This is a genomic window from Deltaproteobacteria bacterium, from assembly GCA_022340465.1.
Lineage (GTDB): Bacteria > Desulfobacterota > Desulfobacteria > Desulfobacterales > B30-G6 > JAJDNW01.
Genome location: JAJDNW010000004.1, coordinates 1 through 23998 on the forward strand (window position 1 = coordinate 1; position 23998 = coordinate 23998).

Annotated in this window: 17 protein-coding genes; 6 read left to right on the forward strand and 11 right to left on the reverse strand. The window is 57.5% G+C overall.

Features of this window, described 5'->3' with window-relative positions:
* Positions 1 to 986, reverse strand: a 986-nt coding sequence (locus LJE94_00740) for a class II aldolase/adducin family protein (GenBank protein ID MCG6908631.1), incomplete at its 3' end; no start/stop codon positions are given.
* A complete protein-coding gene (locus LJE94_00745; GenBank protein MCG6908632.1) occupies positions 970 to 2745 on the reverse strand; it encodes an aldehyde ferredoxin oxidoreductase family protein in 1776 nt (591 codons plus the stop codon). The genes LJE94_00740 and LJE94_00745, both read right to left, overlap by 17 nt.
* Positions 2746 to 3062: 317 nt before the next feature.
* Here LJE94_00745 and aguA point away from each other — a divergent pair, with 317 nt between their 5' ends.
* The 3 genes from aguA to LJE94_00760 are packed head-to-tail and all read left to right on the forward strand — an operon-like array spanning position 3063 to position 7529.
* A complete protein-coding gene (gene aguA / locus LJE94_00750) occupies positions 3063 to 4172 on the forward strand; it encodes an agmatine deiminase (protein ID MCG6908633.1) in 1110 nt (369 codons plus the stop codon).
* Between the two features lie 13 nt (positions 4173 to 4185).
* Positions 4186 to 4716, forward strand: coding sequence for a hypothetical protein (locus LJE94_00755; protein MCG6908634.1), 531 nt, complete (start codon positions 4186 to 4188; stop codon positions 4714 to 4716).
* Positions 4713 to 7529: a DUF1638 domain-containing protein gene (locus LJE94_00760; protein ID MCG6908635.1), complete on the forward strand. Its 2817-nt coding sequence runs from the start codon at positions 4713 to 4715 to the stop codon at positions 7527 to 7529. Before LJE94_00755 ends, LJE94_00760 begins: the two co-directional genes overlap by 4 nt.
* Positions 7530 to 7652: 123 nt before the next feature.
* Here LJE94_00760 and LJE94_00765 read toward each other — a convergent pair whose 3' ends face one another.
* The 3 genes from LJE94_00765 to LJE94_00775 are packed head-to-tail and all read right to left on the reverse strand — an operon-like array spanning position 7653 to position 12183.
* Positions 7653 to 8693, reverse strand: a complete 1041-nt coding sequence (locus tag LJE94_00765; protein ID MCG6908636.1) for a tetratricopeptide repeat protein — start codon at positions 8691 to 8693, stop codon at positions 7653 to 7655.
* Positions 8690 to 9649 (reverse strand): mechanosensitive ion channel family protein, encoded by a 960-nt coding sequence (locus LJE94_00770; GenBank protein MCG6908637.1) that lies wholly within the window; start codon positions 9647 to 9649, stop codon positions 8690 to 8692. The genes LJE94_00765 and LJE94_00770 overlap by 4 nt, the downstream gene beginning before the upstream one ends.
* 53 nt (positions 9650 to 9702) lie before the next feature.
* On the reverse strand, positions 9703 to 12183 hold the full coding sequence (locus tag LJE94_00775) for an ATP-binding protein (protein MCG6908638.1): 2481 nt from the start codon (positions 12181 to 12183) through the stop codon (positions 9703 to 9705).
* A 466-nt stretch (positions 12184 to 12649) separates the two neighbouring features.
* Here LJE94_00775 and LJE94_00780 point away from each other — a divergent pair, with 466 nt between their 5' ends.
* The gene (locus tag LJE94_00780; GenBank protein MCG6908639.1) at positions 12650 to 13324 is read left to right on the forward strand and encodes a transglutaminase family protein; all 675 of its coding nucleotides are present in this window, start codon (positions 12650 to 12652) and stop codon (positions 13322 to 13324) included.
* 627 nt (positions 13325 to 13951) lie between these two features.
* Here the strand turns inward: LJE94_00780 and LJE94_00785 are convergent.
* The 6 genes from LJE94_00785 to LJE94_00810 all read right to left on the reverse strand — a co-directional run bounded on the left by LJE94_00785 (position 13952) and on the right by LJE94_00810 (position 20654).
* The gene (locus LJE94_00785) at positions 13952 to 15133 is read right to left on the reverse strand and encodes an ABC transporter substrate-binding protein (protein MCG6908640.1); all 1182 of its coding nucleotides are present in this window, start codon (positions 15131 to 15133) and stop codon (positions 13952 to 13954) included.
* A gap of 77 nt (positions 15134 to 15210) precedes the next feature.
* Entirely contained in the window at positions 15211 to 17040 is a 1830-nt protein-coding gene (locus LJE94_00790) for an AMP-binding protein (GenBank protein ID MCG6908641.1), read from the reverse strand.
* A gap of 125 nt (positions 17041 to 17165) precedes the next feature.
* Positions 17166 to 17933 carry an ABC transporter ATP-binding protein gene (locus LJE94_00795; GenBank protein MCG6908642.1) on the reverse strand — a complete coding sequence of 256 codons (768 nt, stop codon included), beginning with the start codon at positions 17931 to 17933 and terminating at the stop codon, positions 17166 to 17168.
* A complete protein-coding gene (locus LJE94_00800; GenBank protein ID MCG6908643.1) occupies positions 17920 to 18693 on the reverse strand; it encodes an ABC transporter ATP-binding protein in 774 nt (257 codons plus the stop codon). Before LJE94_00800 ends, LJE94_00795 begins: the two co-directional genes overlap by 14 nt.
* On the reverse strand, positions 18694 to 19767 hold the full coding sequence (locus tag LJE94_00805; GenBank protein ID MCG6908644.1) for a branched-chain amino acid ABC transporter permease: 1074 nt from the start codon (positions 19765 to 19767) through the stop codon (positions 18694 to 18696).
* Between the two features lie 5 nt (positions 19768 to 19772).
* On the reverse strand, positions 19773 to 20654 hold the full coding sequence (locus tag LJE94_00810; GenBank protein MCG6908645.1) for a branched-chain amino acid ABC transporter permease: 882 nt from the start codon (positions 20652 to 20654) through the stop codon (positions 19773 to 19775).
* Positions 20655 to 21145: 491 nt separating this feature from the next.
* On the opposite strand from LJE94_00810, the gene LJE94_00815 reads away from it, so the two are divergent.
* Positions 21146 to 21925, forward strand: a complete 780-nt coding sequence (locus tag LJE94_00815; GenBank protein MCG6908646.1) for an enoyl-CoA hydratase/isomerase family protein — start codon at positions 21146 to 21148, stop codon at positions 21923 to 21925.
* Between the two features lie 238 nt (positions 21926 to 22163).
* Positions 22164 to 23816: an acyl-CoA synthetase gene (locus LJE94_00820; GenBank protein ID MCG6908647.1), complete on the forward strand. Its 1653-nt coding sequence runs from the start codon at positions 22164 to 22166 to the stop codon at positions 23814 to 23816.
* The last annotated feature ends 182 nt before the right edge of the window (positions 23817 to 23998 follow it).

Genomic DNA, 23998 nt, shown 5'->3' on the forward strand with positions numbered 1-23998 from the left:
GGGAGGATCGGTACGCGGCCCACCCGGCGGTCGCGGCTGCACTTGATGTGGCACTCGGTGCTGTTTTCACAAGAACCCCTGTGCTCGCACATCAAGCTGGCGATGACGCTGAATTTGGGATGCCCGTGCAGTATGGCCCGGTGGTCCGACCGCAGGTAGACGCCTTTGTGCGCCGGGTATTCACTGGAAGCGGTGATGGCAGTGCACCGGGAATCGTCGAGGGCGCAGGGGTCGATGCACCCTTCGAGACTGTCCAGACTGCTGGTGGTCTGGGAAATGTAGACGGTGTCGCCCAGGCGATAGGAGACGTTGCCGAAAAACGAGTCCACCATTTGTTTGCCGACCGTCAGGCGGCCCACCTCGCAGATGGCGTCCACAACATCCCGCCGATGGTGAAAAGGCCCCGTCATCAAGGGCGGGTGGCTTTGCGCCCTTTGGAGGCAGCCGCTGTAATAGCGTTTGCCCTGCATGACGAGCGACTCGAGTTCCACGTCCCGGCGGCCGTTCTGGATATCGTCGAAAAAGTCTGCAAACGCCTTGACAAACAGCGAAAAGCAGACCGAGCTGAAAACGATGTAGGCCTGTTCGGGGCTGATCGTGCCATAAGTAACTATACCCTGACCGGGGACGATGGCGCATTTGCGTCGTTTGAGGGCCCGGATAAGATCGCCGGCGGACAGTTCGCGTACAACAGGCAGTTCATGGAGAAATGCCCTTGTTTCGCTGTCCTCGGGGAAAAGGGCCGCAGTATCCGGCGGCATGCGTGCCGCCAGGCGGTTGATCAGGGAAAAGTAGGGTTCCGATGGCCGCGCGAACAGGATGGCGCTGATGTCCAGGCCGAACACCACCTTCCTTAAAAGCGGCTGCAGCGTGTCCGGCCGGTTCCACGTCAGGTCGGCGCCCAGCCCACCGATCAGCGGTCCCGGCGGTGCCACCAGCCCCTGATCGACGAGTTTGCGGGCGTATTTGTTAATCAAGGGTTCCATTGCTCACTTCCTGCAACGGTTTTAGGTCCAGCTCCCTGCATTTCTCAGTGGTGGGCAGCCCGTCTTGGCTCAATCCCCTGATGCGGTAGTAGTCCGAGCGGGCCAGGGTGAAAGCCTCTCTGTCGAGCGGGGCGATGGTCACCCCCTCTATTTCCGAACCCGGGTCCTCGAAAAAACGGTTGGGGAGGTCATCGTCCACTGCGGTGAACCCGTTGGCGGCGTTCATGATGCGATCGCGGTAGTAGATGCGCTCCCCGATGCCGAGCAAGTCCTGCCCCGAGGCCTGGTACCCGGTCACGCCGTACAGCGCACGGGCATATTCTTCCAGGGTCGCGGCCAGAAAGATGAATTTGCAGGCGGTGAGAGAGTCCACCACTGCATTGAGATCTTCGGCTATTTTGATGATTCGCGCCTTGCCGCTGAAACTGAAGCGGTCGGTGGCCACCGGTTTGCGCAGGATTTCGTGGGAAATGGGGTAGGCCCGCAGGTGGCACCCTCCGCGCGAGGAAAGGGCGTATCCGAGGGCCATGCCACAGGCGCCGCGGGGGTCGTAGGCCGGCAGTTCGAGTTGTTTGACCGACATGGAAACGTCAGGCCGCCCGGCTTCGGCGGCGTAACGGCTGGAACCTTCCTTCAGCCGTCGTCCGATTCCCCTGCTGTAGGCGATCTCTTGCAGCAGTTGGACAATGGCGTGCTTTTCCAGACGGCCGCCCCCAAGTTCGGCATGGCATGCCAGGGTAGCGCCCGCGGATATGGTGTCCATGCCCAGATCGTTGCACAGCCGGTTGGCTTCCATGACCACGTGCATGTCGTCGTTGGTCAGGAGGGCGTGAAAGTGGCTCATGGTTTCGTATTCGGGCAGCGCATTACCGTGGTCGTCCCGTTTTTTACACCGGATGTGGCAGCCGGCGCACCCGGTTTTATGGGCGCCAAAGGTTTGGCGGTATTGAAAGGCGTTGCATTTTTCCGCTTGCGGAAAACGGGTTCGGCGAAAATTGTCCGTGGGCATCATGGCGCGGGTGTGGATCAGGTCGAACAGGGCAGCCGTTCCGTAATGGGCGATGCCCAGGTCTCCCATCAAAAAGGGAGCCCCGGACGCCAGGCGGTAGATCTCTTCCCGCGCTCCGGAAAGCTCTTGGGGGTCATAGATGGAAACACGCCCGCTCCCGGATATCCGCAGGTAGCTCAATTTTTTGGCGGCCATGACCATGCCGAGGCCACCCCGTCCGGCGGCAAAATGACGGTCGACCATGATGTTGGCGAATCGGACGCCGTTCTCCGCCGCCGGCCCGACCAGAGCGCAGGCCCCCTTCGCCTGCAGGCGCTGAAAGCGTTCGCCGGTTGGTCGCTGAAAGAACCTTTCCGCATCCTCAAAGCGGACGGACTGCTCCTCGATCGTGACGCCGACCCACTTTCCGGCCCGGCCGGTAATGACGACGGCATCGTATCCCGCGCGCTTTAGTTGAAACCCCAGGCCACCGCCCACGGAGCTGTCCATTACGGTCCCGGTGAGGGGCGACCGGGAGGCCACGACCGTGCGCCCGGAAGTGGGTGCCGGGGTGGCCACCAGCGGGCCTGCGGCGAAGATCAGGGGCATTTCCGGGTGATCCCAGGGTTTGGTCACGTGGGGCTGCAACACGTGGCCGGCTAGCCCTTTGCCGCCCAGCCACCGGTGGTAGGTGGATACCGGAGGACGCCGCACGGTTGCAAGTCCGCGCCCCAGGTCGATCTCCAGGATGTTGCCGGTCCAGCCAAACATGGTTTGCCTATATCCTATACAGGGCTAAAATGCAAAAAAATGTGCGGCGTGGCCGGAGGCCACATTACGCATTTACAAAAACGGCTGCAATGCGCTAAGTTATCCGCTAATCCAAACATAGATGTTAGCGGTCGGTGGCCTGGTTTCAGTTTTTATCATTAGGTCATTTGCTATTTAAATTTGTTTGGAATTTCGATATTGGGATTTAGGATTTATCTGTTTCAGAGATATCCAAGCAACAATCTTCCGGGTGAAACCAGTGCCGGGTTACGCGGGTCCTGGTTTCTACTTCGGACGAAAAACTGGAGAGGGGAGCCATGCCCAGAACACTGAAGCACACACCCCGCGAAGACGGATTCAGGATGCCGGGCGAGTTCGAACCACACCAGGGTTGCTGGATGCTCTGGCCGGAAAGGGGGGACACCTGGCGGCTGGGTGCCAGACCAGCCCAAAAGGCCTTTGCCGAGGTGGCCGCCGCCATTGCCGGGTTCGAACCGGTGACGGTGGGGGTATCGCACGCGCAGTACGAGAACGCCCGCTTTATGCTTCCCGACGATGTCCGCTTGGTGGAACTGTCCAGCGACGATGCCTGGATGAGGGATGTGGGGCCGACCTTTGTCGTCGATCAGGCCGGGGGGCTGCATGGCGTCGATTGGCGATTCAACGCGTGGGGCGGCCTGAAAGGGGGGCTCTATTTCCCCTGGGACCGTGACGACCACGTCGCCGCCAAGGTTCTTGAAGTGGAAAGAACCGACCGCTACCGCGCACCCCTGGTGCTCGAAGGCGGCTCCATTCACGTGGACGGCCAGGGCACGCTCCTGACCACCAGGGAGTGCCTGCTGAACCCGAACCGCAACCCGGATCTGGACCAGGCGGACATCGAAGCCCTTCTCTCGGCGTACCTGAATGTCGAAAAAATCATCTGGCTGGAAAAAGGCGTGTACCTGGACGAGACGGACGGTCACGTGGACAACCTGTGCTGCTTTACCCGGCCCGGAGAGGTTCTGCTGAGCTGGTGCGAGGATCCGGGAGACCCCCAGCATGCCGTTTCCAGGGAGGCCTGCGACGTTCTGTCCAACAGCAGGGACGCACGGGGCCGAAAATTGAAAATTCATAAAATTCATCAACCGGGGCCGCTTTTTTTGACCACGGAGGAGGCACAGGGCATCGACCGCAGCGACACCGCCCAACCCAGAAAGGGCGGCGACCGCCTGGCCGGGTCCTATGTCAACTTTTACCTTGCCAACGGGGGCGTCGTCGCTCCCCTGTTCGACGATTTTCATGACGAAGCCGCCATGGAAATCCTGGCGCGGCTTTTCCCGCGGCGCAGGATCGTAGGCATCCCCACCAGAGAAATTCTTCTGGGTGGCGGCAATATTCACTGCATCACCCAACAGCAGCCCGGAGCCCAAAGACCGGGCCGATAAAAAGGAGGTTCGTATGGCGATCATTAAAACGCAAACACCCGAAACAGCCCAGGGCGAGGCCAAGGAGATACTGGATACGGTACAAGGCATGCTGAAGACGATCCCCGCCCCACTGGAACTGGCCAGCGCCAGTCCCTGGATGCTCAGGAACGCCTGGGATTCGGTGAAGCACTTTTCTCAGCATCCCAACCTGGGATTCGGCCTTTTGTCATCCATCCGCTACCTGGCGGCAGTGCATGCGGGTTTTGCCTTCTGTACCGGCTTCAACAAGAACTTTCTGCAGCTGCAGGGCATGACGGAGGAGGAGATCGAGAACATGGCGGCGGACCCGTCCAAGTCACCGCTAGAGGACAAGGACCGGGCTCTGCTGACGTTTGTCATGAAGGCCCTCAAGACGCCGGATTCGGTCAGGGAGGAAGACATGGACGCATTGCGCGAGCTGGGATGGGATGACGGCGATATCCTCGAGGCCACGGCGCACGGCGCAAACATGCTGAGTTCCAGCATACTGCTGAAAACCTTCAAGATGGATGTGACCTGTTGAAAATAAAGCGAACGACCGTTATCGCCTGCGCCGTGCTGGCGCTCGATCTGAAAAAACTGGCGGAAGAACAGGGAATCGATCTGGGTACCCATTTTCTCCAGGCCGGGCTGCACGAAAACCCCGACCTCCTGCGGCAGAAACTGCAGGCTGCCATCGACGAGGTTTCCGGCAGCGGAAAGTGCGATCGCATTGTCATCGGCTATGGCGTCTGCGGCCGGGGAACCGTGGGGATCCGCGCGCGGAACATCCCGTTGGCCATCCCCAGGGTGCACGACTGCATCGCTCTTTTCCTGGGGGGGGACCGTGCCTATAGACGCCAGTTCAAGAAGTATCCGGGAACGTATTACATCTCGGCCGGGTGGTACGAGGAGAAAACCGAACCCCTTTCCCAGAGAGAAGGATCGGCCTTCTATGGAGACAGACGGCTGCAGTACGATGAACTCGTGGAAGCCTACGGCAAGGACGCGGCGGACGAGACGTTCCGCTTTCTGAACACCTGGAAGGGCAACTATCAGCGGGCGGCCTACATCGAAACCGGGTCGGGTTCATCTGCAACGTACGAGGATTATGCGCGGGAGATGGCCGCCGCTTACGGGTGGGAATTCGAGAAGCTGAAGGGCGACCGGGTGTTGCTGGAAAAACTGCTGACTACCGCAGAGACTACGGATGAGGTTCTGGTGGTGCCGCCGGAGCACGTGATCGTATTCGATGCCGTCGAATCCACGCTGTCGGCCAATCCCGTATGGTCGCAACATGCCGAACAGGATGCAGGCCCCCGCATTACGGTGGTCGGCGATGACCACGCACTCCAAAACAGGCGAGCGGAAACGGTCATCGGGCTGGGGATCGATGCCGGCGGAACCTACACCGACACGGTGATTTACGACCTCAAGGAGCGCGTCACCCTTTGTAAGAGCAAAAGCCTGACCACCAAGTGGGATTTTACGAAAGGGATCGGCGCAGCGTTGAAAAAGCTCGACCAGCGGTTGCTCGCCAGGGTCGAACTGGTGGCCCTCTCGACCACTTTGGCCACCAATGCGATCGTGGAAAAAGAGGGGCAGAAGGTGGGCATGGTGCTGATGCCGCCCTACGGGCGGTTGGAAAGAGACGAAATCCCCTATGCCCCCAAGATGGTCGTCAAGGGACAGCTTGAAATCAACGGCAAAGAGATGGAACCCGTGGACGAGGAAGAGGTCGCCGGACTGGCTCGCAAAATGGTCCGGGAGGAAGGCGTCAAAGCGTTTGCGGTATCCGGATACGCCGGTGCCATCAATCCCGAGCACGAGCTGACGGTCAAACGTGTCCTGGTCCGGGAAACGGGCCTTACGGTTACCTGCGGGCACGAACTCTCACGCATCCTGAATTTCAAAACCCGCGCCAATACGGCCATGCTGAATGCCAGCATCATCCCCAAGCTGGCAGCTCTCATTTCCGATCTGGAGAAGGTGATCGCAAAACTGGGCATTGCCGCCCCCATCATGGTCGTCAAAGGTGACGGTACGCTGATGAGTTCCGACATGGCCAAGGACCGGCCGGTGGAGACCATATTGTCCGGCCCGGCGGCGAGTGTCGCCGGCGCCCGGTATTTGACGGGCCTCACGGATGCCATCGTGGTGGACATGGGGGGGACGACGACCGATACGGCAGTCCTTGTTGCCGGCAACGTGGGTGTTTCGGAATCCGGTTCCAACGTGGGCGGGCACAAGACCCATGTCAAGGCCCTGGATATCCGCACATCCGGACTGGGAGGCGACAGCCTGATAACCTTGGAGGAGGGCCGCTTTTTCATCGGTCCGAAACGGGTTGCCCCCATTGCCTGGCTGGGAAGCATGCACGCGGGGGTGCAAAGGGCCCTGGAGGTGGTCGACAACCAGTTGAGCCGGTATGCCGTTTCAACCAAGGAGCTGCAGATCCTGGCGATCACGGGCAATGTGAATGCCGTGGCGCTTAGCCCCATGGAGGAAAAGGTCATCGAGCTCCTGAAGAAAAGGCCGCATTCAATCGAGGAGCTGATCGACCGGACCGGTGCCCTCTTCGCCAATGCACTGAGGCTGCAGCGTCTGGAGGAGAACTACATCGTGCAGCGCTGCGGCTTGACGTTGACCGACCTGCTGCACGTCACCGGACGGTTTGTCCGCTGGGACGCGGAAGCGTCCCGGTACATCTGCGCGATGTTTTCGCGGTTGGCCAAGATGGAGGTTTCCGAGATGGCCGGGCGCCTTATTGACTTGGGGGTCGAACGCCTGACGCTGGAGATACTGAAAAGACAGCTGGACCAGGAGACGGAGGCCGATCAACTGGAAAGCTGCCCGGTGTGCGCGACCCTGGTCGACAACATGCTTTCGGGCGGCAACGACCACTACACCATGCGAATCCAATTGAAGCGTCCGGTTGTGGGCATCGGTGCGCCCATCCATTTCTTTTTACCCAGAATAACCGAAAATCTCGTCGCCGAAACCATTCTTCCCGAGAATGCGGATGTGGCCAACGCCATCGGCGCCATCACCAGCAACGTCCTGATAAAACACAATCTGCGCATTGTTCCGAACCATGAGGGGGGGTACCTGATCGACGGCCTGGCCGGTGTGCGCTATTTCGACAAATTTCCGGAAGCAGACGCGTTTGCCAGGGAAAAACTGGTTCAGATGGTGCGATCCAGGGCCCGGGCGGCCGGCACCAGTTCGCGGGAAGTAGAAATCAAGACCGTTGACAACATTACGACGGCGGCAGACGGCAAGAAAGTGTTCCTGAACCGATCCATCTATGCCAAGCTCACCGGCAGGCCCGATGCCGCCATGTTAATCGAGAGATGAGCTCATAGTTGACAGGTCATAGCGCATGGCACGCTATCAGCTATGAGCTATGCGCTTTTTCCCCTTGACGCCTGGTTCTTATTGAGTCATGCCGTTTACCTCAGGCTTTTGCAACGCTGAGCCTTATTGACAAAACCCTTGTTTTCTGACGGTTTCCAACGTATCGCACCTTCCCAGGTCACAGGCCTTCTTTAGATCCGAACAGGCCCAGTCCACTTCCCCCTTCTGAAGCCAGGCGACCCCCAGGGTGCTCAAGGCGGCAATGTTTTGCGGGTCCACCTTCAAGGCGGCATCACAGTCTTTGACGGCGCGGTCGAGTTCGCCCGTTTCCAACCACACCAGTGCCCGGATGTTGTAGGCACCGACATGGCGGGGGTCTATTTCCAGGATACGGGTGCAGTCGGCAATGGCCTGGTCATAGCGTCCCTGCCGGTAGCGGGCGATTCCCCGGTAGTAATAGGCGCTTACATGCTCCGGGTCGATAAGCAGCGCCCGGCTCAAGTCTCTTTCCGCCAGGGCCAGTTTTTCCTGTTTATAGAAGGCCAACCCGCTTTCATAGTAGGTTTCGGCGTTTCCCTCATCCACGGGCGCTTCTTTTTCACCGCTTTTTTCGGGCGGAAGTTGGGTGGCCAGCGGAATGTCGTATCGGCGGGAGCCGCGGGTGCATGTTGCCTTGCTGCCGTCGGCTGACAGGCCGACAACGGTCCGGTCCAGCACATCGGCACCGTCGACGGACCCCTGGTCGAACCGGATCAGCTCGCGGTACCCTTGGTCGTCCCCGTACCAGAGGGCGTTGGGCGTGGCGATGAGTTCACTTGTCGAATCGCAGACCATGACTTTGACATCGGCATTGGTCACGAAAAAATCGAAATTCTCCTTTTGCCGGAATGCGTCACCAAACGTTTTCGCATCGGTGACGGTGGGAAACAAGCCCGCTTTCAGGCGTATCCTGTCCGTTCCTTTGAGATTTACCTTGAGATAGTAGACCAGGTAACCACGGCTTTTCAGACGCTCGCAGATTGTCCGGCCTTTTTCCAGGCTGGAAATGGGAAGGGACATGAACTGGATGGAGTAGTATGTGTCCTGAGGAGGAAGCGTGTCGGCATGGACGGTCGTGGCGGACAACAGGGCGCAGGCCCAAATCATGATGATTGCCCTTTTCACGAGTCCCCCGCCAAACAGCTCTCTGCGGCCATTGCCGCCGCCTTATCATCGACGCCGGCGTCACGGTGCAGGATTGCCGGTGCCCGGATATCGTGTCTTTCGAAGGCTTCCAACACTCGCATGGTGACGTCGGACACGAGGGCCGCCTCCAGTTTGGTGTCCAGAACATAGACCTTGAGCCGCAAGCGGATGGCGATACAGGGGCTGATAACCACCTGTCTGACCCTGACAACCACCGGTTTCGGCAGGTAGACGTACCGGCTGGTGGCTGCAGCCTCCCTGACCAAGGATTGGGCCAGCACGATATCCTGGTCAACGCCGATGTGAAAGTCGACGACCACCTGCATGTCCAGATTGCCGTAATTGCCGCATGAAGTGATCTGGTTCAGGAACATGTTGTTGGGAATGGTGACCATGTTGTCATCTATGGTGCGAAGCTTGACCGAACGGAGGCCGATGGTGGCGATGTCGCCGTACTGGCCTCCGAAGCTGACCCGGTCGCCGACCTGGAAGGGCCTGTCGATCATGATCATACCGCCGGCAACGATGGACGCGACCAGGTCTTTCAGTGCAAATCCCATGGCCACGGCGGCGGTGCCGCCGAGGATGGCCAGCACTTCCTTGCTGACTCTAAGGCTTAACAGGGTGATGACCAGAATCGTGGCGATGTAGACAGCGAATTGAAAAAAGGCGCTCAGCTTTTGTAGCAGGAGGCGCCGCTCGGCAAAAAGGGCGCCCAGTCTATTCACCAGGCGATCAACGAAACGCAGCAGCATCCAAGAGCCCAGGATGATGAATGCGGAGATCAGGACACCGCTCCAGCGGATCATCCTGGCAATGGTCGAAATGGCCTCCAGCTCTTCAGAAACCTCGGCGGCCTGGGCCAAGGCCGGCCATGCTCCGAAGCTTGCCGCCAACAGGGAGATGGCGGCCACCAAGCAGATGAATTTTGTCATGATCAGCACTCCTTCTGAACTGAGCGTTACTGATTGCATGCATGGTTCAGGTTTCATATTTTGCGTACCAGCAAATTCTGCCTGGACAGGGTGCGCATGATGCTTCGAAACCACCGCCAGCTCAACCGGTAGTGGCCGCCCTCCTGCTCTATCCACCGGTGGTTGTAGGCCAGGTGTAGGGCGCCGTCCACTTCCATTTCCGGCAGTCTCAGGCTGTCGACGATTTCTGTTTTGCTGGCCATGCCGGACTGGGCGATGACCCGCAGGGTCAGCAGTACGGACATGTCGACCTCGTCCAGGTCTCCTGCGTCGGGGAGTTGCGGCAGCGTCACCCGAAATTTGCCATCCCGATCGACTCTGAGGGAATCCGCCCACAGATTCAGGGAGGCCACCGGGTTGCCGTCGGACGCGTTCCATAGAATGCGAAAAAAGCCAAACCGGTTGCGGTCTTCCATGGTTTTGTGTTCGTCGTCTTCGAACTGGCGTGGCAGGGCAAGTTCGCCGAAATCAGGTTCGATGCCCGCGTAGGCGGTCCGCAGGTCGACCAGTTCCCGGATTTGCCCTTCAGACCAGAGCGGCATCTTGATGACGCTGTCTATGAAGAGCTGGCTGTCCCTTACCCGTGAGATATACTGCCAGGCGGCCCAGTCCAGGGTCAAAAACCAGAAGGCCTCGGCCGTTACGGCCCTGTAAACGGCCGCCATCCGGTCCATATCTTTCTGACCGTAGAAAGCGGGCCGGGACAGCCGGTGGATGTCGTCGACGGCGATGATGCGGATCGATTTTTCCTGAATAGACCGGGAAATGGCATCGGGCGTCGCGTCGGAGGAATTCAGACCCAGCTTGCGGGCGAACGTTTCTTCGAAAGCGCTGAACCCCCCGGGCGGGCAGCTGAAACGCAACACGCCTTCCCCGAAACGATCGGCCAGTCTCCTGATAAGGAAGGATTTTCCCCCGCCGTGTTCGACGACGACGGCCGCCATGCCCTTGCGCCCTTTTTCCACCAGCCGCGTCATTTTCTCCAGCGTGTCCTGCCCAACCGATTCCACTGTGCCTCCATCGTCGTCAAACAGAAGACGCCGGATATCCTCCGAAACGGGATCGCCTTCTATTTTCTGCGGTTCGCGCTCGCTGACACGAATGGCTTCCAGGCGTGTCAGGTTGGCGATGAGATAGCGCCCGCCCTCGAAGGTCGTGACCAGCCGCAACACGAAACGGCGCATCCAAATTACAAACAGGTAGACGGCGCCCAGGGCAGCCCCGAGAAATCCGGGCAATCCTTTCTGGTTCTGGCATATCTTCTGCACAAAAGTCGTCGGTTGCTGAATCTCCTCCAGGCTCCGGTAAATTTCCGGGCGCCACCATCGTATCAGCAGAAAGGCAACCGGAATCGCCAGCAATTTTGCTAAAACCCACACCCATGCATAGATCGTCCCCTCGCCCGCGAGGACGCCCGTGATGCCCAGGCCCAACCCGACGACCAGCCCCCAGGCGGCGATGAGCCAGAATGAGCGCAACCGCAATTTGGCAGTTTCACTTCTCAAACCTGCCGCCCCCCGGGTGGACAAGGCATCGACAAGAAGGACCAAAAACCACGCCACCAGGACCAGCTGGGCATTCGTCCATACCAGGTCGTTGATAATGTGCCCCTTCGCCGTTCTTACAATGTTCAGCGACACGGAGAGAAGGAACCACCACTCCAGCGGACTGCGGACACGATTCAGATACCACAGGAGCTTGGCGGACCAGGTATGAGTCACGCGGCGGGGCTTGATGCCGAGAATGCTGGCGCGCAGGTTGGGAATTCCCTTTTTCGCCCAACGGCGCCACAAGTAGAAGATGAAGCAAGCGACAAACAGCTGCAGGAGGGCCAGCAATACGGGGATGGGTGCTTTTTTGATACTTCTGAACGATTGGCCGCCCTCCGCGGGCAGCAGGCGCAGCCGGATGCGAAGCATGAGCAGCAGGTAGTCGATCTCATCTTTGAAAGCCTGTACGCCCTCGATGCCGGTTCCCGTGACGGTTTGCCGCAGGGTAGGGGAAAGGGCCGGCAGCAGTGCGATGCGCAGCTTGTAAAGAACGACCAGGTCGGTGGAAAGCTGTTTTACCACCTGAAAGTTTCGGGAGCCGCTTCCCTCCGGCCGGTCGGTGGGCGGTCTGATTTTTGCTGGCTTCTTTTTCACTTCCCCCGTTTCAACAGGGGAATCGGAGGGACTTTTCGGCGATTCGGCTTCAGGGGCTCGCGCTTGGGATGTGTCCGAACCCGAGAGGAAGGTGTGCAGCTTTTCACGCGCACCCCTGAGAGCGACATCCAGTTCCAGGTAAAAATCGTCCGCATCTTTTGCCGTGAGCGTTCTTTTACGGAGGCCGAATGCCAGTTGCTGATAGCGGCCGACCCATTTTTGCGAAGAACTTAAAGAGAGCGGCATTTCTTCTGCAGCCGAAGGCTGTTCCACCGCCGGCCCTGTTATGGGCGGCTTGGCCTCACCGGCTGTGCTTCCTGCAAAAGCGGCAGCAGGTTTCCGTGACGGCACGGACCCGGTTTGCCCCGGGCTCGGCTGCGCGCAAACGCTCACCAATATCACCGTCGCGATTATGACAAAAAAACGGCTGCTGACGCGTTTCGAGAAAAACGCAACCGGCTCGAGCATCTTGCTCCTCCGCCTTCTGTGGTGGGTTCAATCCAATGAAAATAAATGGAAACAACCCACCCCTAAAATTTGAAACGCTCGACTTAGGTTATACAATCCTGCGAACGGTTCCACTGTATAGCATGAATCGAAAGGCATGGGAAACAGCTAATATTGAAATGGGCTGGGGGGCCCATTGGGTTAGCAGGTTCATCTTTGAACTAAACGAACTCAACAAATTCATTTCCGGGTAACCACGGGCCCAATTATTCTATGGCAACCGGCCGGGTCTTGTGTTAGCTATGAGGGCAGACCGGTAAAGGCGCTACCTCACGTTGGGGTTTACACAAATATTTCAGCGAGGATTTTTATGACCCAGAAAAAAGCGTATCTTCAGCCAACACCCATCATCGATTTCGACCATGAAAGCGTGCAGGCATTCGTGCGTGAGCATGCCGGCGGTTCGAGCAGCCCGACAGACCAGGCCGTGAATCTCTATTATGCCGTTCGGGACGGCATCCGCTACAACCCCTACAAATTCGAGCTGACCGTCGAAGCTCTCAAGGCGTCCACGACATTGGCCGAGGGTGAAGCATGGTGTGTTCCCAAAGCCGCTTTGCTGGCCGCCTGCTGTCGGGCAATGGGCATCCCGGCCCGTCTGGGATATGCCGATGTCCGCAACCACCTGTCCACCAAACGCATGCGGGAGCACATGCAAACCGACGTGTTCAGCTGGCACGGTTACACGACCATCTACCTCGAGGAAAAATGGGTCAAGGCGACCCCGGCCTTCAACGTGGAACTGTGCGAAAAATTCCGCTTGAGGACGCTCGATTTCGATGGCAAAAGCGACTCCATCTACCATCCCTTCGACCTGGACGGCAACCGGCACATGGACTACATCCTGTTCCGGGGGGAATACGACGATGTGCCCCTGCAAGAGATTCTGGAGACCTTCAAGGAAGTCCCCAGCACCGTAGGCTTTCAAGACGGGGATGCCGACTTCGAGGCGGATGTGGACAGGGAACAGGGCACTGGAAAATGAGGGTACTTTTTTGCCGTTTAAATAGGGTCCAAGAGGTAAAAAGCTCATAGCTCATAGGAGATAGCATGCCATGAGCCATGAGCTATGAGTTCATTCCTCCAAGATGAAATCCAGGTCATAGACGTCAGGGATCCCGAAGCGGTGGGGTCGCTGGTTGAACCGAGATAGCGAGCGCATTCCCTGCAGCTTGCTGCAGGGTAAGCGAGCGAATCATAATTGATAGAATTCCTTACGGTGAAGATTCCCCTTACGCTTGCTGCGGGGAATCTTTAAAAATATGGCGACAGATGGCTGAACATCAGCCAGGCAGAGCTGAGAGATCGACTTAAAGAAATTCCTGAAGGCAAGCCGTTGGTATATGGGGGCCCTTCATATTTACCCATTTATTTAACGGTCTTTGCAAACATGTAAATACGATAGATGGCCCCAACGCCTTATCCATACAGCCGCCCGAAAGGGACGCCTTCCGGCGACACGCCGCCGGCTGGCTTTTTTTCTATGTTGTAAAAAAATATCTGACGCATTGTGAATAAAAAATCAAATGGATGGGGAACAAAGGTGGCAACAACAGTGGCGCCCCCGCCACGGAAACCCGTGGCGGGGGGTGAAAGCTGATATCAGGTGCCGCTATTTGTAGGAAACGTTGGCGACCTTGACGAACTTGTTGTCCTTAACCTGAGAAAGGATGGCCTGATCCGCTCCCTGGTGGTTGGTTTTGGTAAATTCGATGTCGACCCCGTGGAAATAGGTGTCTTTGTAGACGCCGTAGCTCTCGGCGGCATCGATCCATTTTTCACGGGTTAGATCAGGCCCCACTTTTTGCGCGACTTTAATAAAGTAGTCGAGCCCCGTATACCCGGCGCTTGTCGGGAGGTCGGGATCCTTGCCGAACATGGCCTTGTGCCGGGCACAAAAATCACGAATGCTTTGGATCGGACTGTCTGCATAGACATACGGCCCCTGGCCGGTGGCATAATACCCGTCCGCTGAAAAACCGGCTTTCAGGCACAGGCCGATCACGTAGGTCGTGTAGGTGGGCGAAAAACCGACCATGTCGACCTGCCAGTCCAGCTTCTTGGCCTCTTTCAAAGCACCCACTGTCTCGCGGATGACGGTTGCCAGACAAACCAGCTGCACATCGGCCTTTTTCAGCTTGGCGATCTGGGAGCTGAAATCGGTGGCCCCGCGCTTGTAGGACTCGGTGGCGATCGGCTCCAGGTTGTGGACCGCCAGTTGATCCTTTAGACCCTTCATCATGATGTGGCCCATCTCGTCATCCTGGTACATCATGCCGATGCGCTTGTACCCTTTCTGCTCCACAAAATATTTGACGGCGCAGCGCACCTGATCGTAATAGGGCACGAATCCGGCAAAACTGTAACGGTCATAGGGTTCGAAGAAAAGGGAAGCGGCTGTCAACGGAAACATCTGGGGGATTTTTTTGCGAGAAATAATGGGTTTGGTGGCCCCGGCCGTAGGCGAGCCCATGTTGCCCACAAAGGCAAACACCTTGTCCCGGCTGATCATCTTGTTGGTCACCATGATGGCTTTTTTAGGGTCGTAGGCGTTGTCCTCGACAATCAGTCTGATCTTGCGGCCGTAAATGCCGCCGGCGTCGTTGATCTCCTTGGCGCGCAGTTCCAGGCCCATCTTTGTCTGGGTGCCCCAGCCGGCAATGGGGCCGCTTAAGTCCTGGTGGGACCCGATGACGATCTCCGTGTCCGTGACCCCTACCTCGGCACTTGCGCTGCAGGCAAGTCCGGTTACGATGACCAGTGCAAAAAGTCCGACAATCCATCTGTTCTTCATCGTGCACCTCCTCATTTTGGTTAGAGTGTCATTTAGCTCAACGTTGCAACGTTGAGGTTTACACTATGTGTATTCGGTTAGCGACCACCGCCTGAATACATTTCCTCGATCACCGCTTTGAACTTCTCGTTGATGAAATTGCGCTTCAGTTTTCCCGTGGGGGTGATTTCATCGTCATCCGTGGTCAGCTGAATATCGATCAAACGGAATTTCTTGATGGTTTCCACCCGCGCAAACTGCTTGTTGACCGTTTCCACCTCTGCCTGGACGAGGTCGACCACCTCCTTGGCCCGGGTCAGACTGGCATAGGTGGTGAACGGCACCCGGTTTTCCTGGGCGTATTTCATGACGTTCTCGTCGTCGATCATGATCAGGGCGGTGAGGTACTTGCGGCCGTCGCCGATCACCACCGCATCGGTGATGTAGGGACTGAATTTGAGCTGATTTTCGATTTCGGAAGGCGTGATGTTTTTGCCGCCGGCCGTGATAATGATGTCTTTTTTGCGATCGGTGATGATTAAGTGGCCGTCTCCGTCGATCCTGCCCACGTCCCCGGTGTGCAGCCACCCGTCCACCACGGTTTCCGCTGTTTTTTCCGGGTCGTTGAAATACCCCATGAACACATGGGGCCCCTTTAGGAGGATTTCGCCGTCATCGGCGATGCGGACCTGTGCCTGGGGAAGCGGTTTGCCCACGGTGCCGAATTTGACGTCATCCTTGTAGTGCATGGTGGTGGGTCCGCAGTTTTCGGTCTGGCCGAACACTTCGCGGATGTCGAGGCCGATACCGTGGTAAAACTTCAGGAGGTCCGGCGAAATGGGGGCCGCCCCTGAAAGACAGTACCTCACCCGGTTGAGCCCGATGCTTTTCTTGAGGTTTCTGAGCACCAGCAGGTCCACGATCTTGAACAGCAGGGCGAGGTGGCCCGGAACCTTTTTACCGTTCAAGGTGTGATCGGACACCTTGCCGCCGATGTTGACAGCCCAGTCAAAAGCGACCTTTTCCAGCCACGTGGATTCCTTCATGGCCAGAATCAGCGATGAGTAAAATTTTTCCCAGATGCGGGGGACGGCAAAAAAGATCGTGGGCGAGATTTCGCGCATGTTCTGGGGGATGGTGTCCATCTCCTCGACAAAATTGATCTTGCCCCCGGACAGCAGCGGCGTGAAAACGGACACCATGCGCTGGGCGATGTGGCACAGCGGCAGAAACGACAGGACTTCGTCGTCCTTATATCCCGGAACGATGTCAAATTGCATCTGGGCCGTGTTCAGGATGTTCTGGTGAGAAATCATGGCGCCCTTGGGCGGTCCCGTGGTGCCGGAGGTGTAGATGAGGATGGCCAGATCTTCCGGCTGGATGGCTTCGATACGCTCTTCGAGGAGACCCGGCTGCTGCTCGCTCAGGGCCTTGCCGTCCGCCAGCAGCTGTTCGAAACTGATGACCATTTCATCCTCGAAGTGGCGCAGGCCCTCCATGTCCATGACGACAATTTTTTTCAAATGCGGCGTGCTCTCCCGCATCTCCAGCACCTTGTCCAGTTGCTCCTCGTCCTCGGCGATGTAAAATCTGGCCTGGGAGTGGTTGAGCACATAGGCTACCTGCTGGGGGGAGTCGGTCGGGTAGATGCCGACGCTCACCCCCCCGGCACTGAGGGTTCCCATGTCGCTGTAAAGCCACTCGGGATTGTTTTCACTGATGATCGCCACCCGGTCGCCCGGTTCTAGTCCGTAGTGAATCAGTCCAAATCCCGTGTGCCGGGTATTCAGGCCGTAAGCCTGCCAACTGATTTTGCGCCAGATGCCGTACACTTTTTCCCGCAGGGCGGTTTCGTCCCCCCACTGGTCGACCCGGTGCCGAAACAACCTGGGGATGGTGTTGCAATGTTCAGGAATTGTGCTGGCCATGAATCCTGCCTCTAAAAGCCTTACTTACGATAAAAAGGAATTGTTCCTTGTAACTACAATTCTTGTGATAATTTGCTGTATGAATAGCGGCTTTGCCGCGTAAAATAATGGTTGCGAAGCAACCATTATCGCCACTTCTTGCGTCTTTTCCAGCGTTTCGTTCCCCGAACGCTTTCCTCCTTGATGCCCAGATAGAACTCCTGGACATCCTCGTTGGCCAGGAGCGCCTCGCAGGTGTCGTCCATAACGATCCTGCCCAGCTCCAGCACGAAACCGTGGCTGGCGATGGAAAGGGCCATGGGAGCGTTCTGCTCCACCAGTAGGATGGTGGTTTTGTGCTCCGAGTTGATCCGTTCGATGATTTCGTAGATCTCCTTGACCAGCCGTGGCGACAATCCCAGCGACGGCTCGTCCATCATCAGCAGCTTGGGCTGAGACATCAGGGCCCGGCCGATGACCACCATCTGCTGCTGGCCGCCGCTCATCTCCCCGGTCAATTGGGCGGTGCGATCCTGTAAAATGGGGAAATAGTCGTAGACCATGTCCAGGTCTCTTTTGAGGTTGCCCCTGTCCCTGCGCAGAAAGGCGCCCATCATCAGGTTTTCCTTGACCGTCAGGTCGTGAAACACCTCCCGGCCTTCGGGCACCTGGACAATGCCTCGGGCAACGATTTTTTCCGGAGGCATCCCCTCGATGCGTTCTCCCATGAATTCGATGGTGCCTTTTTCCGGATCCATTACCGAGGAGATCGTCTTCAAAATGGTCGTCTTGCCGGCGCCGTTGGCCCCCAGGATGGTGACGATAGCGCCTTCTTCCACGTCGAAAGACACGCCCTTGATGGCCATGATGGGGCCGTAGTAGGTTTCGATGTTGCGAACTTTAAGTACGGGCATTTTCCTCCCCCAGATAGGCCTTCATCACTTCCGGATCGTTGAGGACCGTTTGGGTTTTCCCCTGGGCGACGACTTCGCCGAAATCGATCGCCAGCAGATGATCGGTGGTCTGTTTGACAAAACGCATGTTGTGCTCAACCATCAGGACCGTTATTCCCAACTCCTCTTTGATGTCACTCAGCCAGAAGGAAAGGTCTTCCGATTCCTCCATGTTCAGGCCCGAAGTAGGTTCGTCCAGGAGCAGCAGTTTGGGGTCCATGGCAAGGGCCCTGCCCAATTCCACGGTCTTCTGCACCCCGTAGGGGAGGTTGGCGACCAGCTGTTCCCGATAGGCCTCCAGATTCAGGAAGTCGATGACTTCCTCCGCTTTTTCCCGGCTCCTGATCTCCTGCCTTTGCACGGGCTTTAAAAAGATCATTTCCGTCAGGATGTTGGAACGTCTTTTGCGGTGACGCCCTAAAATGAGGTTGTCCAGCACCGTCATGTTCTTGAAGAGCTCGATGTTCTGAAAGGTACGCGCAATCCCCATGTCGGCGATCCGATGCGCCTTGACCTTGGAGATGTCCCTGCCCTCCAGGAAGAAAGCCCCTTCGTCCAGATCGTAGAAGCGGTTGATGCAGTTGAAAATGGTGGTCTTGCCGGCTCCGTTGGGGCCGATGATCCCGAATATTTCGCCGTTTTGCACCTCGAAATTGATCCGGTTCAAGGCTTTAAGGCCACCGAAGCTGATGGAGATGTCGTTTGCACTGAATAGGGCCATCTAGCGCCTCTCCGCTTTCTGGTATTTTTTCTCGCGTTTGAACGAATCCTTTTTGTACAAGGGAAACATTTCGAAGTAGAACTTGATCTTGAGCCAGCGGCCGTAAATGCCCATGGGCTCGAACAGCATGACCAGTACGATGAGGAGGCCGAACAAGGCCGGCTGGAGACCGGTCTGGTTCTGGACGAATGCCGGCAAGTAGTCTTTGCTCATGATGATCAGCTGCGGCAGAGAAATATAGAAGATCGACCCGAAGACCGTGCCGTGGAGGCTGCCCAGGCCGCCGATGATGACGATGGCCAACAGTTCCACGGACAACATGATGGTGTAGCTCTCGGGATTGATGAAAAAGATCTTGTGCGCATAAAGGCTGCCGGCGATCCCGGTGAAAAAGGCGCTGATGGCAAACGCCAGGGTTTTGAACTTGGCCAGGTTGATGCCCATGGCTTCGGCCGCCACCTCGCTGTCGCGGATAGCGATCATGGCCCGTCCCGTGGGGCTGCGCAGGATGTTGCGGGCCGCGAAAAGAGTCAGGATCAATACGATAAGGCTCAGGTAAAAAAAGCGGATTTCCGTGTCCAGCATGAAAGGGCCGATGGAGGCGGGCTCCACGATGAATCCCATGTTGCCGTGGGTCAGGCCTTCCCAACGCACCAGGACCTCGTCGATGATGAAGGCAAAGCCCATGGTGGCGATCGCCAGGTACAATCCGGTCAGGTGCAGGATGGGCCGTCCGACGACTACACCCACGATGGCGGCCATGACGCCGGCCGCTGGCAACGCTATAAGAAAGGGCACCCCTTTGGCGGTCAGGATGGCGGAGGTGTAGGAGCCGATGGCGAAAAAAGCCGCGTGTCCCATGGAGACCTGGCCGGTGTAGCCGGTTAGCAACATCAGGCCGACCGCGGCTACGGCGTACATGCAGATGAAGGTGCACTGGGAAAGCAGGTATTCGTCCAGAACCAGGGGCAAAGCCACGCAGCCCACCACTAGTGTCAGGTACCAGAAAATGGTGCTGCCGTATTTGAACAGGCGAATGTCCTCGTAATAATCGGTTTTCATCAAAAAGCGCATGGGATCTACACCTTTTTCTTTTCTTGGATGCCGAACAAGCCCTGGGGCCTGACAATCAAAACAGCGATCAGGATGATCCAGGCGGCGATGTCTTTCCACCCTTCGGGCAGATAGACGCCGGCCAGGCTTTCGGTGACACCGATGATCAGACCGCCGACGATGGCACCGGGCAAACTGTTAAACCCCCCTAAAACCGCCGCGGGAAAGGCCTTCAAGCCGATAAAGCCCATGTTCATGTGGACAAAGGTGATGGGGGCCAGCAGGATGCCGCCGATGCCGCCCAGGGCGGCCGCGATGGTCCAGGTAAGCGAAAAAACACGGGTGACGCTGATACCCATATAGACGGCCGCCAGCTGGTTCTGGGAGGTGGCCCGCATGGCTGTTCCCATGCGGCTGTAGCGGAAGAAGGCAAAAAGGACCGTGATCAAAATCAGGGTGAGAACCACGATGGAGATGTATTCCCAGGAAACCACCAGTTCCCCACTGCGGATGAATTTGTCCGTGAAAGGGGTCTTGAACCCATAGGTGTCCGTACCCCATCCGGGCACCATGCTGACGACACTCCGGAAAAAAATAGACAGGCCGATGGTCACGATCACGATGGCGTAGACCGGTTCCCCCACCAGGGAGCGCAGCACCGTGCGTTCGAGAAGCATGCCCATCCCCCCCATGATCACCACTGTGATCAACAGGGCGGCCCAGTAGGAGATATGCAGCACACCAACGAGGCTGTAGCCGATGAAGGCGCCGATCATCAGCAATTCGCCCTGGGCGAAATTGATCACTTCGGTAGCCTTGAAGATCAACACGAAGCCCAGGGCCACCAGACCGTAAACACATCCGATGGAGATTCCGGAAAGGACCGTCTGAACAATTTCATTGAACATGACCGATTACCTTTGACCCGCTTAAGCTGGCACAAAACCCGCAGCTTGCTGCGGGTTCCGCACGCGAATATAAGATAACGTAACTACAACCTAAATCGATCTAGGTCCCGATAAGGTTCATCGACCTCCGATAAACAATACCGTTCGGGCCGTGAAAAAACGGTTCCAAGGGTCCGTAAGGCCAAAAAGGAACAACCGCTGAAAAAAACGGCAGTACCATCGTGAGCATGCATGTGTTACATGGGTTCGAACGGTTCGGTATAACGGGCGCTAAAAAACCTCAAACAATTTCACAACCGGAACGGTATCATCCCCCGGGTGGGGAGGGCATCTTGTTTTATTTAACGAACTGTAAAATAATAAAGAAAATAGGATAGAAACAATATTTTTGCACTCTCTAAGTGTTACATTTATATATATTTGTTTGAAAAATTGCAAACGATACTTTACAAAAATGAACGCGGCAGCAGGAATGCAAAAAGGAGGTATATATGGCTTATCGTTCGCTTATCGAAAAAACCGGGGATGATTTCGTGGGGGAGATCACCCTCAACCGCCCGGAACAGATGAACACGTTCAACACGGAAATGGCCCTGGAGTTGGACCAGGCCCTGCAATCCCTGGATGCGCGCAGGGACGTGCGGGTCATCGTCGTAAAGGGCGCCGGGAGGGCTTTCTGTGCCGGAATCGACGTGGGCGAAATGGCTGGAAAGAGCGCCCTGGAATACCGGGACTGGATCGAACGCATGGAGACGCCCTTGTTGCGCATCAGTCGCATCGGCAAACCGGTCATCGCGCAGGTGCAGGGCGTGGCCGCGGCCAATGGGGCCGGTTTGGTGGCGGCCGCCGACCTGGCGGTCATGGCACACAATGCCCGGCTGGGCCTGACGGCGATTAACGTGGGGTTGAACTGCGTGGGGCCCGTCCTCCCGGTTGCGCGGTCCGTGGGGCGCAAAAGGGCCCTGGAACTTCTGCTGTACGGCGAGTTGATCGGGGCGGACCGGGCGGCCGAGATGGGCCTCGTGAACCGCGTGGTTCCCAAGGAAGATCTCGAAACAGAAACGCATGCCTGGGCCGTCACATTGGCCAGAAAGAGTCCGCTTGCCGTCCAGATCGCCAAAAAGGCGTATTATTCGGCGGAAGATTTGGAATATCAGAAAGCCTTTGCCTACATGAACGAGGCATTTGCGAGGCTGTGCAGCACCGACGATGCCAAGGAGGGGGTCAACGCCTTTCTGGAGAAACGCGTCCCCGAATGGAAGGAGCGTTGATTCATTGACTCACTTTGGGATACAACTCACCCCATAGTTGCAACGCCTTGAATCATCCGGCGATATGCCCTTGACGCTTTTAGAGTGGCGTGTTGGAACCATCATCAATCCGCCTGGGCACTGCGACAGCCGTGCAGAATAGTAATGATATGCCGTCTTGAAAATATCAGGGACGGCCTCTAGTATGGAATAGCCTTGTGGCAACCGGTATAAACCCCTCATCACGAAAGGAACTCTCATGACTGCAACCGACAACCCCTTGACAGATGCGGACAGGGAACGCTTCCATGTCCTGAACAAGGAAAACCTCGAATTTCTCATGGATCGCTACAACCGGGTCAACCGGTGGGTGATCGCGGACATGGTGCGCCGGACCGCCTACCACACGCCGGACAAGGCGGCGCTCATCTTCGGTGACAGGACCCTCACCTATGCCGAGCTGGACGCGGCCGCCAACCAAGTGGCCAACGCCCTGTCCGGACTGGGGGTCGAAAAGTACGACCGCGTGGCTATTCTGGCACACAACACCATCCACCACGTTCTCGTCTGGCTCGGCTGCTGCAAGATCGGCGCGGTGTATCTGGCCATCAACTACCTTTTGCGGGGGCCGGATATCACCTACTGCATCAACCACTCGGAGAGCAAGGTCTTCGTGGTGGAAGACGCCCTGTTCGAACTGGTGCAGGACGTGCTCGGCGACATGCCCACGGTGGAAACCCTCATTTGGTCCGACCAGGGGGCCGGAGAGCCGCCGGCCAATGACCGGTTCCTGGTATTCGACGAGTGGGCGGCCAAGGCCCCGGCCACCGAACCAGAGGTGATCCTGCACATCGAGGACCCCTGCCAGATGACCTACACCAGCGGCACCGAGTCCAATCCAAAGGGGGTCATCATCAGCAATCAGGCCCTTTTGGCCCAGTACATGGGATGCATCGTCGACGGTGGTTACGACAGCAACGACATCAACGTCAACGCCCTGCCCATCTACCACTGCGCCCAGCGCGACGTGTTTCTCAACCCCACGTTCATGACCGGCGGCACCAACATCCTCATGCCACCGGACGTGGGCGAAATTCTCAAGACCATAGACCGCTACCGGGCCAACATGTTTTTTGCCCCGCCCACGGTCTGGATCGGCATTCTGCGCCACCCGGACTTCGGGCGCTACGACCTGTCCTGCCTCACCAAGTGCTACTACGGGGCCTCGATCATGCCCGTGGAAGTGCTCAAGGAGCTCATGGAGCGCCTGCCCGGGTGCAAGATCTACAACTACTACGGTCAGACCGAACTGGCTCCCTACCACACCATCCTCAAGGCCGAAGACGCCCTGACCAAACTCGGATCGGCCGGTATGGGCGGCCTCAATATGGAAACCCGGCTGGAGGACGACATGGGCGGATGCATAGACCAGACCGGAACCCCCGGCGAGATTTGCGGCCGCGGACCCCACGCCATGATCATGTACTTCAAGGAGCCGGAAAAGACCGACGAGGCCATGAAGGGCGGTTGGTTTCACTCCGGTGACATCGGTGTGCTGGACGAGGACCGCTACATCAGCGTGGTGGACCGCAAAAAGGACATGATCAAGACCGGCGGCGAGAACGTTTCCACCCGTGAGGTGGAAGAGGCCATCTACCTGGACAAGCGCGTGGAGGAGGTGGCGGTGATCGGCACGCCCCACGAAAAGTGGGTCGAGGCGGTCACGGCCGTGGTCGTACCGCGCGAGGGCGAGACCATCACCGAAGCGGAGATCGTGGCGCTGTGCAAAAAGGAACTGGCCGGTTTCAAGGTGCCCAAGGCCGTGGTCTTTGTGGAGGCGCTGCCAAAGACCCCCACGGGCAAGATTTTAAAACGCGACATGCGTCAGACCTACCAGGGGATTAATCAATAATGGTGAGAGAAATGGAACCGTTAGTACTCAGAGAGGAACGCAACGGCTGTTGGAAAAAACCGACGGGATGTCCCTGGCGGAAGGGTTGAGGTACGAGATCGTGCACAGCGAGGGTGTCGGGCCGGATGCAGGGGAACGAATCGCCGGGTTCGGTAAATCGTAGCATGTAGCATTGCAACGGA